The 14249-nt window shown below is 68.2% G+C and carries 13 protein-coding genes; 12 read left to right on the forward strand and 1 reads right to left on the reverse strand.

Annotated elements, in window-relative coordinates:
• From argF to ACR2JI_RS00520, 5 genes are all read left to right on the forward strand, one after another.
• The coding region (argF, locus tag ACR2JI_RS00500) for an ornithine carbamoyltransferase (RefSeq protein WP_526386895.1) at window positions 1–750 on the forward strand (750 nt) is incomplete at its 5' end.
• A gap of 28 nt (window positions 751–778) precedes the next feature.
• A complete protein-coding gene (locus ACR2JI_RS00505) occupies window positions 779–1264 on the forward strand; it encodes an arginine repressor (protein WP_526386897.1) in 486 nt (161 codons plus the stop codon).
• A 50-nt stretch (window positions 1265–1314) separates the two neighbouring features.
• Window positions 1315–2514 (forward strand): argininosuccinate synthase, encoded by a 1200-nt coding sequence (locus ACR2JI_RS00510; RefSeq protein ID WP_526386899.1) that lies wholly within the window; start codon window positions 1315–1317, stop codon window positions 2512–2514.
• Window positions 2515–2557: 43 nt separating this feature from the next.
• Window positions 2558–3970 (forward strand): argininosuccinate lyase, encoded by a 1413-nt coding sequence (argH, locus tag ACR2JI_RS00515; RefSeq protein WP_526386901.1) that lies wholly within the window; start codon window positions 2558–2560, stop codon window positions 3968–3970.
• On the forward strand, window positions 3967–5193 hold the full coding sequence (locus ACR2JI_RS00520; protein ID WP_526386903.1) for an MFS transporter: 1227 nt from the start codon (window positions 3967–3969) through the stop codon (window positions 5191–5193). Before argH ends, ACR2JI_RS00520 begins: the two co-directional genes overlap by 4 nt.
• Here the strand turns inward: ACR2JI_RS00520 and ACR2JI_RS00525 are convergent, their stop codons facing one another.
• A complete protein-coding gene (locus ACR2JI_RS00525) occupies window positions 5194–7008 on the reverse strand; it encodes an ABC-F family ATP-binding cassette domain-containing protein (protein ID WP_526386905.1) in 1815 nt (604 codons plus the stop codon).
• A 73-nt stretch (window positions 7009–7081) separates the two neighbouring features.
• Between ACR2JI_RS00525 and ACR2JI_RS00530 the strand changes: the two genes are divergently transcribed.
• From ACR2JI_RS00530 to ACR2JI_RS00560, 7 genes are all read left to right on the forward strand, one after another.
• Window positions 7082–10069: an AMP-binding protein gene (locus tag ACR2JI_RS00530; RefSeq protein ID WP_526386907.1), complete on the forward strand. Its 2988-nt coding sequence runs from the start codon at window positions 7082–7084 to the stop codon at window positions 10067–10069.
• A gap of 37 nt (window positions 10070–10106) precedes the next feature.
• On the forward strand, window positions 10107–10592 hold the full coding sequence (locus ACR2JI_RS00535) for a hypothetical protein (protein WP_526386909.1): 486 nt from the start codon (window positions 10107–10109) through the stop codon (window positions 10590–10592).
• A gap of 32 nt (window positions 10593–10624) precedes the next feature.
• A complete protein-coding gene (locus ACR2JI_RS00540) occupies window positions 10625–10822 on the forward strand; it encodes a Trm112 family protein (protein ID WP_526386911.1) in 198 nt (65 codons plus the stop codon).
• Between the two features lie 105 nt (window positions 10823–10927).
• On the forward strand, window positions 10928–12052 hold the full coding sequence (locus ACR2JI_RS00545) for a carotenoid 1,2-hydratase family protein (RefSeq protein WP_526386913.1): 1125 nt from the start codon (window positions 10928–10930) through the stop codon (window positions 12050–12052).
• The gene (locus tag ACR2JI_RS00550) at window positions 12049–13236 is read left to right on the forward strand and encodes a glycosyltransferase family 2 protein (protein ID WP_526386915.1); all 1188 of its coding nucleotides are present in this window, start codon (window positions 12049–12051) and stop codon (window positions 13234–13236) included. Before ACR2JI_RS00545 ends, ACR2JI_RS00550 begins: the two co-directional genes overlap by 4 nt.
• Entirely contained in the window at window positions 13233–14003 is a 771-nt protein-coding gene (locus ACR2JI_RS00555; protein ID WP_526386917.1) for a lysophospholipid acyltransferase family protein, read from the forward strand. Before ACR2JI_RS00550 ends, ACR2JI_RS00555 begins: the two co-directional genes overlap by 4 nt.
• Window positions 13993–14249 (forward strand): NAD(P)-binding protein (locus ACR2JI_RS00560; protein ID WP_526386919.1); only part of this gene is annotated, 257 nt, incomplete at its 3' end. The genes ACR2JI_RS00555 and ACR2JI_RS00560, both read left to right, overlap by 11 nt.

Here is a 14249-nt window from a genome sequence, read left to right on the forward strand (position 1 = left end):
GGGATCGCCCAACTCGGTGGCCATGCCGTCGTGGTCGATGGCCGCAACACCCAGCTGGGCCGCGATGAGACTCTGGAGGACACCGGCCGGGTGCTGTCGCGCTACGTCGACGCCATCGTGTGGCGGACCTTCGGGCAGGACCGGCTGACCGCGATGGCCTCGACGGCTACCGTCCCGGTGGTCAATGCGCTGTCCGACGACTTCCACCCCTGCCAGATACTGGCCGATCTGCAGACCCTCGCCGAGCGCAAGGGTGCTCTGCAGGGCTTGCGGATGACCTATCTGGGCGATGGCGCCAACAATATGGCGCACTCGTTGATGCTGGGCGGTGTCACCGCCGGGGTGAGTGTGACGGTGGCTGCGCCAACGGGTTTCGAGCCGGAGGAGAGGTTCGTCGGAGCTGCTCGGGCCCGCGCCGCGCAGACCGGTGCGACTGTCACCATCACCAACGATCCGCAGGCGGCTGCCGCCGGCGCCGACGTTCTGGTGACCGACACCTGGACCTCGATGGGGCAGGAGAACGACGGTCTGGACCGGGTGGGGCCGTTCCGGCCGTATCAGATCAATGCGGATCTGCTGGACAGGGCGGATTCGGATGTCGTTGTACTGCACTGCCTTCCGGCTCATCGCGGTGACGAGATCACCGATGAGGTGATCGACGGCCCGCACAGCGCGGCGTGGGACGAGGCGGAGAACCGGCTGCACGCCCAGAAGGCGCTGCTGGTCTGGCTGCTGGAGAACCGCCGATGAGCCGCTTGCGCGAAGAGCGAGGTTCCCGATGACCCGGACCCAGGAGAGGACCCGGGCCGGCCGGCAGGCCCGGATCATCGCGATCGTCTCGTCGACGTCGGTGCACAGCCAGAGCGAACTGGTCGCGCTGCTGGCCGATGAGGGCATCGAGGTCACCCAGGCCACCCTGTCCCGGGACCTCGAGGAACTCGGCGCGGTCAAACTGCGCGGCGCCGACGGTGGGAGTGGTGTCTACGTGGTGCCCGAGGACGGCAGTCCGGTGCGGGGTGTCTCCGGTGGCACCGAGCGGCTGTCCCGGCTGCTCGGCGATCTGCTGGTGTCCACCGACGCCAGCGCCAACCTGGCCGTACTGCGCACCCCGCCCGGCGCGGCGCACTACCTGGCCAGCGCCATCGACCGGGCCGCCCTGGCCGAGGTGGTCGGCACCATCGCCGGGGATGACACCATCCTGGTGGTCGCCCGCGAACCGATGACGGGTGCGGAACTGGCCGCCATGTTTGAGACCATTCGCTAGTCACCGACAACCAGTTACCGACAACGAGTCATCGATAAGAGGAGAAGTTCATGTCCGAGCGCGTCATCCTGGCCTATTCCGGTGGCCTGGACACCTCGGTGGCCATCAGCTGGATCGGCAAGGAGACCGGCAAGGAGGTGGTGGCCGTCGCCATCGACCTCGGGCAGGGCGGCGAGGACATGGAGGTGGTGCGCCAGCGGGCCACCGATTGCGGCGCCGTAGAGGCGGTCGTGGTCGACGCTCGCGATGAGTTCGCCGACGAGTACTGCCTGCCGGCCATTCAGTCCAACGCCCTCTACATGGACCGCTACCCGCTGGTGTCGGCGCTGAGCCGGCCGTTGATCGTCAAGCACCTGGTGGCGGCGGCGCGTGAGTTCGGCGGCGGGATCGTCGCCCACGGCTGCACCGGCAAGGGCAACGATCAGGTTCGCTTCGAGGTCGGATTCGCCACGCTGGCACCGGATCTGCAGGTGCTCGCCCCGGTCCGGGATTACGCATGGACCCGGGAGAAGGCCATCGCCTTCGCCGAGGAGAACGCCATCCCGATCAATGTCACCAAGCGCTCGCCATTCTCTGTCGATCAGAACGTGTGGGGCCGTGCGGTTGAAACCGGTTTCCTGGAACACCTCTGGAATGCGCCGACCAAGGATGTCTACGACTACACCGAGGATCCGACGCTGAACTGGAACACTCCCGACGAAGTCATCGTGGGTTTCGAGCGGGGTGTGCCGGTGTCCATCGATGAGCGCCCGGTGACGGTGCTGGAGGCCATCGTCGAGCTCAACCGGCGGGCCGGCGCCCAGGGCGTGGGCCGTCTCGACGTCGTCGAGGACCGGCTGGTCGGCATCAAGAGCCGGGAGATCTACGAGGCACCCGGCGCGATGGTGCTGGTGACCGCGCACACCGAACTCGAGCACGTCACCGTCGAGCGTGAGCTGGGCCGGTTCAAGCGGATCACCGATCAGCGCTGGGGTGAGCTGGTGTATGACGGCCTGTGGTTCTCCCCGCTCAAGACCGCCCTGGAATCCTTCGTCGCCACCACTCAGGAGCGGGTCACCGGCGAGGTCCGGATGGTGCTGCACGGCGGTCATATCGCCGTCAACGGCCGCCGCAGCCCGGAGTCGCTGTACGACTTCAACCTCGCCACCTACGACGAGGGCGACACCTTCGATCAGTCGTCCGCCAAGGGATTCGTACATCTGCACGGCCTGTCGTCCAAGATCGCCGCCGTGCGGGACCGACGGCAATGACACACCTGTGCCGCGCGGGCAACGTGACGGCGGGGAAGGTGGCATGAGTACCAACGAGGGGTCACTGTGGGGCGGTCGGTTCGCCGACGGTCCCAGCCCCGAGCTGGCCGCGCTGAGCAAGTCCACCCACTTCGACTGGGTGCTGGCGCCCTATGACGTTGCGGCCTCGAAGGCCCACACGCGGGTGCTCCATCGCGCCGGCCTGTTGACCGATGAGCAGCGCGACGGACTGCTTGCCGGTCTGGACAGCCTGGGATCCGATATCACCGACGGCAGCTTCGCCCCGATCGTCACCGACGAAGACGTGCACGGCGCGCTGGAACGCGGGCTCATCGACCGGGTGGGCGCGGATCTCGGCGGCCGGCTGCGGGCCGGACGCTCCCGCAATGACCAGGTGGCCACTCTGTTCCGGATGTGGCTGCGCGACGCCATGACCCGGGTCGCCGACGGCGTACTGGGTGTCGTCGAGGCACTGGCCGGCCAAGCTGCCGCGCACCCGACCGCGACCATGCCGGGCAAGACCCACCTGCAGGCCGCGCAGCCGGTGCTGCTGTCCCATCATCTGCTGGCGCACGCCCACCCGCTGCTGCGCGACGTCGACCGGATCGCCGACTTCGACGTCCGCACCGCGGTGTCACCGTACGGATCCGGCGCCCTGGCCGGATCATCGCTGGGCCTGGATCCTGACGCGATCGCCGCGGAGCTGGGATTCGCTGCCGCGGCTGACAATTCCATCGACGCGACGGCCGCCCGCGATTTCGCCGCCGAGGCCGCCTTCGTCCTGGCCATGATCGCCGTCGACATCTCCCGGCTGGCCGAGGACATCATCTTGTGGAGCACAACCGAATTCGGTTACGTCACCCTGCACGATGCATGGTCGACGGGCAGCTCGATCATGCCGCAGAAGAAGAATCCGGATATCGCCGAACTGGCCCGCGGGAAAGCCGGCCGACTGATCGGGAATCTGTCCGGTCTGCTGGCCACCCTCAAAGCGATGCCGCTGGCCTACAACCGGGATCTGCAGGAGGACAAGGAGCCGGTATTGGATTCGGTGGCCCAGTTGGAGATGGTGTTGCCGGCGATGGCGGGTCTGGTGGCAACCCTGGTCTTCGACGTCGACCGGATGGCCGCGCTGGCACCGGTCGGCTACACCCTGGCCACCGACGTCGCCGAGTGGCTGGTGCGCCGCGGGGTGCCGTTCCGGGTGGCCCACGAGACCGCCGGCGCGGCGGTGCGTGCCGCCGAGGGCCGGGGTGTGGGCCTCGACGAACTGAGCGACGGGGAACTGGCTGCGATCAGCGCCGAACTCAGCCCCGAGGTGCGCCAGGTTCTGACCGTCGACGGTTCGGTGGCCTCCCGCAATGCCCGCGGCGGCACCGCCCCGGAACAGGTCGCCTCTCAGTTGCAGACGGTGCGCGAGATGGTTGACGGAATGCGGCAGAGACTGCGTCGATGACCGGATCGGGGTACGAGCTGTTCGGTCAGCGGCAATTCCGCAACGTCTGGACCGCGAATCTCGTCTTCAACCTCGGGCTGGTGATGCTCAACCTCGGCGTTGCCTGGACCATGACCTCGCTGACCGACAGCCCGGTGTTGGTGAGCATGGTCCAGACGGTGTCGAGCCTGCCGTTCGTCCTGTTCGCGATTCCGCTGGGAGTTGCCACCGATTCGGTGGGGCATCGTCGGATGATGATCGCCTCGCAGGTGTGGATGCTTGCGGTCACCGGTTTGCTCGCCGTCATCGCACTGGCCGGGGGATGGAATCTCACCCCGCGGCTGCTGCTGTTCGCGATGTTCCTACTCGGGGTGGGAGTCGTGGTTCAGCAATCCTCGTGGAAGCCGTATCTCTACGGACTCGTGCCGAAAGACAAAGTAGTGGCGGCACTTTCGTTCAATTCGCTGAGCAGCGATATCGGCCGGGCCACCGGCCCCGTCATCGGCGGCTACCTGATGGGGTTCTTCGGCACCGCGGTCGTGCTGTTCACCAGCACGCTCTCGCACCTCTACATGCTGCTCGTCCTGAAGACCACGGGCGTGAAGACGACAGCCAGAGATCGCATCGCGATCGACGAGCCGGACACCGGCACGTCCCGATCGCTGCGACAGGCCTGGGAACTTCTCCGGGGATCGGCGAACCTGTACGGACCGATCGTGCGCACCGCGATGGTGATGGTCACCTGCGGCACCGTGCTGGGCCTGCTGCCGCTGGAGGCCAAGGAGAACATCCAGACCGGCCCGATCGGCTACGGCGGACTTCTGGCCGCCCTGGGGATCGGGTCCGCGGCCGGCGCGGTCCTGACACCGGTTCTGCGCCGGCATGTCCGACTGAGCCGGCTGTCGGCGGGTGCCGTCGTCGTTCTCGGGCTTGCGGTGATCGGGATCAGTCAGTGGGACAGCATGCTGCTGGACGCGTCGTTCCTGTTGTTCTACGGATGCGCGTGGAGCATCGTGAGCATCACGCACCTGTCGTCGGTGCAGATGGCATCGCCGGAGAATATGCATGGGTTGATCACCGCGATCTATGCCCTGGCCGTCCAGGGCTCAATGGCGGCGGGAAGTTTCGGTTTCGGGCTGGCGGCCCACCAGATCGGCGTCAGCCGCGCCATCCTGGCGGCCGGGATCTTCGCGCTGTGCAGCCTGTTGTTGGCCGGTCGATTCCCGGTCACCGAAAAGGTCTAGTCATTCCCCAGATTCGGCCAGTTCGGAGAGTTCCAGCCAGCGGCCCTCCTTCTCGGCCAGTTCCGCTTCCAGAACCCGCAATTCGGCTGTGAGGTGGCCGATCCCGACGTGATCGGACTGGTCGTGTTCGGCCAGTTCCACATGCTTGGCGTCGACTCGCCCGGCCAGTTTGCCCAGCGCCCGGTCCAGTGCAGCGATCTCCTTCTGCACATTGCGAAGTTCGGCTCCGGACAGTGCCGCCTGGGCGGCTGAAACCTCGGAGGTCTTCGCAGTGGTGCTGTTGGCGGAGCGGGCAGCTCGGCGCGCGGCTAGCCGGACGTATTCATCGATCCCGCCGGGCAGGTGACGCAGATGTCCGTCGAGGATCGCGTATTGCTGATCGGTGACACGCTCCAGCAGATACCGGTCATGGGAGACCACGATCAGCGTGCCGGGCCAGGAGTCCAACATGTCTTCGATCTCGGAGAGCATCTCGATGTCCACGTCATTGGTGGGCTCGTCGAGCACCAGCACGTTGGGTTCGGACAGCAGTGTGAGCATGAACTGAAGTCGCCGCCGCTGGCCGCCGGAAAGCTCGCCCACCCGGGCTGAAAGCTGCTCGCGGCGAAAACCCAAGCGCTCCAACAACTGTGCAGGCGTCAGCTCCTTGCCGTCGATGATGTAGCCGGCCTTCAGTTGCGCAAGAACATCGCGAACCATATCGCCGGCGAGATCGGTCAGAATCCCGGCCTGCTGGTCGAGCATGGCCAGTCGAACCGTCTTGCCTCGCTTCACCCTGCCGGAGTCCGGCGTGACCGTGCCGGCGATCAGACCCAGCAGGGTGGACTTGCCTGCGCCGTTGGCGCCGACGATCCCGGTTCGTTCGCCGGGAGCGATTCGCCACTCGACGTTTCGCAGCACCGGCCGGCTGATCCCGTCGATGCCGGGGTAGGACACCGATACGTCCAACAGGTCGATGACGTCCTTGCCGAGTCTGGCGGTCGCCAGCCGGGCCAGTTCCACGCCGTTGCGGATCTGCGGGACGTCGGCGATCAACTCGTTGGCCGCGTCGATCCGGAACTTCGGCTTGGCGGTCCGCGCCGGAGCTCCGCGGCGCAGCCAGGCCAGTTCCTTCTTCATCCGGTTCTGCCGCTTGGCCTCGACGGTGGCGGCCTGCCGGTCGCGCTCGACGCGTTGCAGCACGTAGGCCGCGTAGCCGCCCTCGAACGGCTCGACGATCTCGTCATGCACCTCCCAGGTGGTCAGCGCGACCTCGTCGAGGAACCACCGGTCGTGGGTCACCACCAGGAGTCCGCCGGAGTTGCGGGACCAGCGTCCTTTGAGATGCGTGGCCAGCCAGGTGATGCCCTCGATATCGAGGTGGTTGGTCGGTTCGTCGAGGACGATCACGTCCCAGTCGCCCATCAGCAGCTCGGCGAGCTGGACGCGGCGACGCTGGCCACCGGAGAGGGTTCCCACCTGCGCCTGCCAGTCGATGTCGGCGACCAGTCCGCCGATCACATCTCGGATCCGTGCATCGCCGGCCCACTCGTGTTCGGGCATATCGCCGACCAGGACCGCGGCCACCGTGGCGTCCGGGTCGAGGCTGTCGTCCTGGTCCAGGGATCCGACCGTCAGCCCGCCGCGGCAGGTCACCCGCCCTGAGTTGGGTTCGAGGCGGCCGACGAGCATGGCCAGCAGGCTGGATTTGCCGTCCCCGTTGCGTCCGACCAGGCCGATCCGGTCGCCATCGTTGACGCCCACGGTCACGGAGTCGAAGACCACCTGCGTCGGATACTCGAGATGGAGCGTCTCAGCGCCCAGCAGATGTGCCACCGGGGATAGCCTAGTGAGCAATGATGAGCGGGCTGTCGGGGCCTTACAGCGCAGAGTCGGCAGGGGAGCAGCAGTGGATCTGAGTCTTTCGGCGCTAACCAGGCCGTTGGAGCGGTTGGTGGCGACCGCGCAGAACGGTTACGAGGTTGCCCGCCTGGGTGGTCTGGAGACCGGCGTGGTGCCCTCGCCGTACCAGATCGTCGAGTCCACCAGCATGTACAAACTGCGCCGCTACTTCCCGCCGGACAACCGCCCCGGCCGGCCCGCGGCCGGCCCACCGGTGCTGATGGTCCACCCGATGATGATGTCGGCCAACATGTGGGACGTCACCCGGGATGAGGGTGCCGTGGGCATCCTGCACGCGGCGGGCCTGGATCCGTGGGTCATCGACTACGGCTCGCCCGACGAGGTCGAGGGCGGGATGGAGCGCACCCTCACCGACCACATCGTGGCGCTCGACAACGCCATCGAAACGGTGAAGGACGCCACCGGCCAGGACGTGCATCTGGCCGGCTACTCCCAGGGTGGCATGTTCTGCTATCAGGCCGCCGCCTACCGGCGGTCCAAGGACATCGCCAGCATCGTCGCCTTCGGTTCCCCGGTCGACACGCTCGCCGCCCTGCCGATGGGCATCCCGGCGAATATGGGTGTTGCTGCCGCCGAGTTCCTCGCCGATCACGTGTTCAACCGGATAGATGTCCCAGGATGGTTGGCGCGCACCGGTTTTCAGTTGCTCGACCCGCTCAAGACCGCCAAGTCCCGGGTCGAGTTCCTGTTGCAGCTGCATGATCGCGAGGCACTGCTGCCTCGCGAACAGCAGCGCCGTTTCCTTGACCGCGAGGGCTGGATCGCCTGGTCCGGCCCGGCGGTATCGGAGTTGCTCAAACAGTTCGTCACGCACAACCGGATGATGACCGGTGGCTTCGCCATCCAGGGTCAGTTGGTCACCCTCAGCGATATCACCTGCCCGATGCTGGCCTTCATCGGCGAGGTCGACGACATCGGCCAACCGCCGTCGGTGCGCGGTATCAAACGGGCCGCACCCAAGGCCGACGTCTACGAGGTGATGATCCGGGCCGGCCACTTCGGTCTGGTCGTCGGATCCAAGGCCGCCACCATCACCTGGCCCACCGTCGCCGAATGGGTGCTGTGGATCTCCGGTCGCGATGCCAAACCGGCCAATATCGAGCCGATGCCGGACACGTCGGCCGATCCGGCCGATTCCGGTGTGGCGCTGAGTTCCCGGGTGATGCACGGTGTCGCCGAGGCATCCGAGCTGGCATTGTCGATCGCCCGCGGGGCGGCCGATACGGTGTGGGCCGCCAACAGATCGGTGCGCACCCTGGCCATCGAGACGGCCCGCACGCTGCCGCGTCTGGTCCGCCTCGGCCAGATCAACGACCACACCCGGATCTCATTGGCTCGCATCATCTCCGAGCAGGCCGAGTCCGCGCCCGACGGGGAATTCCTGTTGTTCGACGGTCGGGTGCACACCTACGAGGCCGTCAACCGGCGCATCGACAACGTCGTGCGGGGTTTGATCAATGTCGGCGTGCGCCAAGGCATCCGGGTCGGCGTGCTGATGGACACCAGGCCGAGCGCGCTGGTCGCGATCGCGGCGCTGTCGCGCCTCGGTGCGGTTGCCGTGCTGATGCCGCATGACGCCGACCTCAAGCAGGCGGTGCGACTCGGCGGTGTCACCGAAGTCATCACCGACCCGGCCAACCTGGCCGCAGCCGAGGCCCTCCCGGTTCAGGTGCTGGTCCTCGGTGGTGGCGAGAACCGCGATCTCAAGCTCCCGTCGAGCAGCCGGGTGATCGATATGGAGAAGATCGATCCCGACGCGGTGGAGTTGCCCGGCTGGTACCGGCCCAACCCGGGCTACGCCCGCGACGTCGCCTACGTCGTGTTCAACGCGATCGGCGGGGGAGAGTTGGTGCCCAAGCAGATCACCAACTACCGCTGGGCACTCTCGGCCTTCGGCACCGCATCAGCGGCGGCACTGACCAGTAGCGACACCGTGTACTGCCTCACTCCGCTGCATCATCAGTCCGGCCTGCTGGTCAGCCTCGGCGGTTCGGTGGTCGCCGGCTCCCGGATCGCGCTGTCCCGCGGGCTGTGCCCGGAGCGCTTCCTGGAGGAGGTGCGCCAGTACGGGGTCACGGTGGTCACCTACACCTGGTCGATGCTGCGCGCGGTGGTCGACGACCCCGACTTCCAGATGTCGGGCAACAACCCGATTCGGCTGTTCATGGGTTCGGGCATGCCGACCGGGCTGTGGGATCGCATCCTCGACGTCTTCGCCCCGGCCCGGATCGTCGAGTTCTTCGCCACCTCCGACGGCCAAGCAGTGCTGGCCAACGTCGCGGGGATCAAGGTCGGCAGCGAAGGCCGTCCGCTGCCCGGCGGCGGCGAAGTGGAACTTGCCGCCTACGACCCCGACGCGGACCTCATCCTCGAGGACGATCGCGGGTTCGTCCGGGTGGCGGGCCGCGAGGACATCGGCATCCTGCTGGCACGGCCGTGGGGACCGATCGACCCGACCGCGTCGATCAAACGCGGTGTGTTCTCCGCCGGCGACACCTGGATCTCCACCGAGTACGTGTTCTGGCGCGATGCCGACGGCGACTTCTGGCTGTTGGGTAACCGTTCCGGTCTGATCCACACCCGCCGCGGCGTGGTTTTCCCGGCGACCATCACCGACGCCGTCGGCGCCATCTCCGGAGTCGACCTCGCCGCCACCTACCCGGTAGAGCTGGCAGGCAACACCCTTGTCGTCACGGCGATCACGCTGCGGCCCGGGATGAGCGTGACCGTCGCGGACCTGACCGACGCGGTGGGCAAGATGCCGGCCGGGTTGCCCCCGGACGTCGTCCACGTGGTGCGCGACCTTCCGGTGAGCGCCTCCTACCGCCCGACCGTGTCGGGGCTGCGGGCGGCCGGGCTGCCCCAGGCGGGCCGTAACAGCTGGTACCTCGATGCCGATACAGGTAGATACAGGAGATTGACGGCGGCCGCCCGCACGGCGCTGGCCAAGGACGGGGCGCCGGCAACGCTGTAGGCTCGCCGGAAGCTGGACGTCCACGTGGAGGGGATGTATGACCGCCAAAGACTGGCTGCGGGGTGTGTGCAGCGGCGCTGCCGGGCTCACGATCGCCGTCGGGTTGTTCCTCGGATCGGCCACGCCGGCCCACGCTGACGTCCTCGACGATCTCGCGCAGGAATATGCGGTGGGCTCCGGCGGCGGCCAGCTGTCCAACCTGCTCAAGGTCTCGCTGAAACTGCGGTCGATGGGATTCAAGCCGTCCAAGGCCAACCTTGATGAGCTGCAGCAGGCGATGAACTACCGGCCCAACCAGAACCCGCTGATCAATGCGCTCAAGGACACCATCGCCTACCAGGCCAAACTCAAGGGTCAGCTGGAGATCCTGCAGCAGGCCCAGGCCGGGCAGAACGCCAACAGCGCGGTGATGGGCGCCGGGCAGATGCCGGGCGCCAGCAACCCCGCCCAGATTCCCGGCATGTCCGCCGGCAGCGCGCCGGTCGCGGAAGTTCCGTCGGCGGCGACGCCGGTCACCCCGTAGCCGCGCCGTAGTAGACGTCCGAAACCGACATCATGGACCCCACCCTGCTGAACATCCTGGTGTGCCCCGCCGACCGGGGTCCGCTCATCGCGGTTGACGGTCTGCTCTACAACCCCCGGCTGCGCAAGGCCTACCGCATCGAGAACGGCATCCCGGTGCTACTCGTCGACGAGGCCACCGACGTCACCCCCGCCGACCACGACCGGCTGACTGCTCACGCCACAGACTGACTCACCCCCGGGGACGGTCGAGATCGGCGCCTGGGTGATGCTTACCATTTGCAGGTCTGACAACAGTCCCGTCGGCGCGCCAAGTTCGGAGGCCTCTTGATCGAATTGAGCTCCGCAGACTGCGCGCCTGACCCCACTGTGCTGCGCAGCCCCGGTGGATTCACCTGGTTCTACGTCGACCTGGTCGACGATCACGGCGGTGGCGCGACGCTCATCTGGTCGTGGGGATTGCCGTTCCTGCCCGGATACGCCCGGTCGGCAAAGGCCGGCTGCCCGGAACTCCCGGTCGATCGGCCGAGTGTCAACCTCGTCGTCTACGGAGCCGGCCGCGAGCGGTTCTACCTGCTCTCCGAGCTGGCGCCGGACCAGTGCAGCTGGGACGCCGACGGCGGATCCTGGCGGATGGGCGACTGCACGTTCACCTGGACCGACACACCGGGGGGAGTAGCACCCACGCGCACGCTGGAGGCCACTCTCGATCTGGGACTGCCCACCGGCGGTCGCGCTGTCGGGCGGTTGTGGCTGTCGGGTCCGTTGCGTCGCGGGTCGCACTCCGGCGACGCCTCGGCTTCTCTGTCGGCCGGCCAGCCGTCGGCCCACATGTGGACGCCGATGATCGCCGCCAGTTCCGGCGGCCTCGAGTTGCGCACGCCCCGCGGCGACGTGCGAATCGAGGGACGGGGTTATCACGACCGGAACAGCGCCACAGTGCCGCTGCACGACCTCGGCATCCAGAGCTGGTGGTGGGGCCGGGTCTCGCTGGCCGGCCGCGACCTGATCTTCTACCGGCTGACACCGTCGGATCCCGGGGCCGCCCCCCGCGATCTGGTCGTCGAGTTCGGCGCCGACGGATCCAGCCGCACCCGCGAGAACGCCGGGTTACAGGTCGGTCCGTTGCGCCGCAGCGTCTGGGGACTGCGCTGGCCCAGCGGCGCCGACTTCCCGGATCCCGACGGCCGCCCGGTGACGGTCGAGGTGAGTGCGCTGCTCGACAACGGTCCCTTCTATCAGCGGTATCTGCTGCGGGGTCGCTGCGGTCGGGACGAGGGATACGGCATCGGCGAACACCTGGTGCCCGACCGGGTGGACACCGACCTGCTTCGGCCACTGGTGCAGATGCGGGTGCACCGCGCGGCCGGACCCAACTCGATGTGGTTGCCGCTGTTCTCCGGCGACGCCGAGGGCCGCGTGCGCAGGCTGCTGCGCCGGTCCGCGGATGTGCGGCGGTGAGCGTAAGCGGTCACACCGTCGCAGAGGTTCTGGTGGCGGGTCCGGCCCTGCTGGCGATGGGACTGGTCGCGTTCAACGCCGCGTTCTGGACCCGCGGCCGCGCGCTGCCCGAAGCCGCGAGTGCTGCACCGGGCGGTGTGAGCGTGTTGATCCCGGCCCGTGACGAAGTGGCCAACATCGAGCGCTGCGTTCGAGCGGTGGATGCCGCGGACGGCCCGATCTCCGAGATCCTGGTGTACGACGACGAATCCACCGACGGCACCGGCGAGGTGCTGGCGGGTCTGCAGGCAGAACTGCCGCGGCTGCGGGTGATCCGTGGCGACGGACTGCCCGCCGGCTGGGTCGGCAAGCCGTACGCGCTGGACCGACTCAGCACCGACGCCCGTGGCGAGGTGCTGCTCAATATCGACGCCGACGTCACCCTGCGCACCGACGGACTACTGCGGATGCTGTCGCTGCTGGGCTCGCCGGCGCAGGTTGCCGGCGGCCTCGATGCCGCAGTGGTGACGGCGGTGCCGCGCCAGCACTCCGGCAGCATGATCGAGCGGTTCATGATCCCGCTGTTGCATCTGTCCTACGTCGCATGGCTGCCGATGCCGCTGATCCACCGGACCCGCGACCCCCGGGTGCTGGCGGCCAACGGTCAGCTGCTGCTGGTGCGCAGCTCGGCACTGGCTGCGGTAGGCGGCTGGGCCGGGGTGCGCGCTCAACTGGTGGACGATATGGCGCTGTGCCGGGCGATGAAACGCAGCGGCCGCCGGGTGGTCTTCGCCGACGGCGACCGAATGGCCGACTGCCGGATGTACACCGACGGTGCCTCGCTGTGGCGCGGTTTCTCCAAGAACTTCTACGAGGGCATCGGCGGGCATCCGCTGGGGCTGATCATCGTGATGGCATTGCACCTGCTGATCTTCGTCGCGCCCTACATCGTCCTGCCGATCGCCGCACTGCGCGGTGACACCGGACTGGTGGCCGCGGCAGCAGTCGGGGTGGCGGCCAACGTCGTCCTTCGCCTCATCATGGCCGCGCGGCACGGCCACAGCATGCTCAGCGTGCTGATGCATCCGCTGGCCGTGCTGGCCATGATGGGTGTTCTGTTCGACAGCTACCGGTGCAGCCGGCGCGGCGACATCCGCTGGCGGGGGCGCTCCTATGCCGCCCGCGCGCAGCGGGAGGCGGCGTGAACGATCGCACCGGGGCCCTCGCCATGGCCGGGGACACCCGGCGTCCGGCGTTCCTTCGTCTCGCCCGCGCCTACACCCGACGCCGGATCGCCCGCCACCTCGACGGTCTGTGGGTCAGCGGCCTCGACGAGGTCCGCACGGCGCTGGCCGGCCGGCCGCTGATCTTCGCGGCCAACCACGTGGCCTGGTGGGACGCGCTGCTGCTGCTGCCGATCGACGAGGCACTCGGCGGCCTCGGGTGGGCGGTGATGGACGCCAGGAATCTGCGTCGGCTGCCGTTTCTGGGCTGGGTCGGCGCGCTGCCACTGGACCGCAGCAGCCACGAGTCCAGCCTGCGATGCCTGCGCTCGTGCGCCGCACTGCTTGACCGGCCCGGCCGGGCGCTGTGGATATTTCCCCAGGGCCGCCAGCGCCCGGCTCATCTGCGGCCGCTGGACCTCAAGCCTGGCGTGCAGACCCTGCAGGAAACCAGCCGGGTGGACCTCATCGCGGTGAGCATCGACTACGTCTTCCTGGAGCGCGACCGGCCGGCCGCCGTCGTCCGGTTCTGCCCGCCGATCCCGGGCCCGGCCCTCAGCGGGGACCGGCTGCTGCCCGCGGTGGAGAGCGGGATCCTCGATGGCCTGGCCGTCATCGACGCAGCGGTCCGGGAGGCCACCGACGGTCGCCGGGCCCGCACCCACCCGCATGATCCGCTGCCGGGATTCACCCCGCTGATCCGTCCCGCCCGCCTGCTGCCCGCCCGCCGGAGAACCGATGGGCGCTGATCGTGATGCCGAGGTCCTGGTCGTCGGGGCCGGTATCGGCGGTCTGACCGCCGCCCTGGCGCTGACCGCCAAGGGGCTGCCGGTGCGGGTGCTCGAAGCCGGCCGGCACCCCGGCGGCAAGGCCGGAATCGTCGACCTCGACGGGGTGACGGTCGAGACCGGTCCCAGCGTGTTGACCCTGCCGGAGGTTTTCGCCGACGTATTCGGCCGTGCCGGTCTGCGCCTCGATGACGTGATCGGTCTGCG

Source organism: Mycobacterium sp., from assembly GCF_051006775.1.
In the GTDB taxonomy this organism is placed as follows: domain Bacteria; phylum Actinomycetota; class Actinomycetes; order Mycobacteriales; family Mycobacteriaceae; genus Mycobacterium.

Excerpts from the sequence above, each read along its gene's own strand:
- ACR2JI_RS00535 (WP_526386909.1), top strand. The coding sequence starts at position 10,107 with ATGACCGCCAAAGACTGGCTGCGGGGTGTGTGCAGCGGCGCTGCCGGG.
- argH (WP_526386901.1), top strand. The coding sequence starts at position 2,558 with ATGAGTACCAACGAGGGGTCACTGTGGGGCGGTCGGTTCGCCGACGGT.
- ACR2JI_RS00540 (WP_526386911.1), top strand. The coding sequence starts at position 10,625 with ATGGACCCCACCCTGCTGAACATCCTGGTGTGCCCCGCCGACCGGGGT.
- ACR2JI_RS00505 (WP_526386897.1), top strand. The coding sequence starts at position 779 with ATGACCCGGACCCAGGAGAGGACCCGGGCCGGCCGGCAGGCCCGGATC.
- ACR2JI_RS00510 (WP_526386899.1), top strand. The coding sequence starts at position 1,315 with ATGTCCGAGCGCGTCATCCTGGCCTATTCCGGTGGCCTGGACACCTCG.
- ACR2JI_RS00520 (WP_526386903.1), top strand. The coding sequence starts at position 3,967 with ATGACCGGATCGGGGTACGAGCTGTTCGGTCAGCGGCAATTCCGCAAC.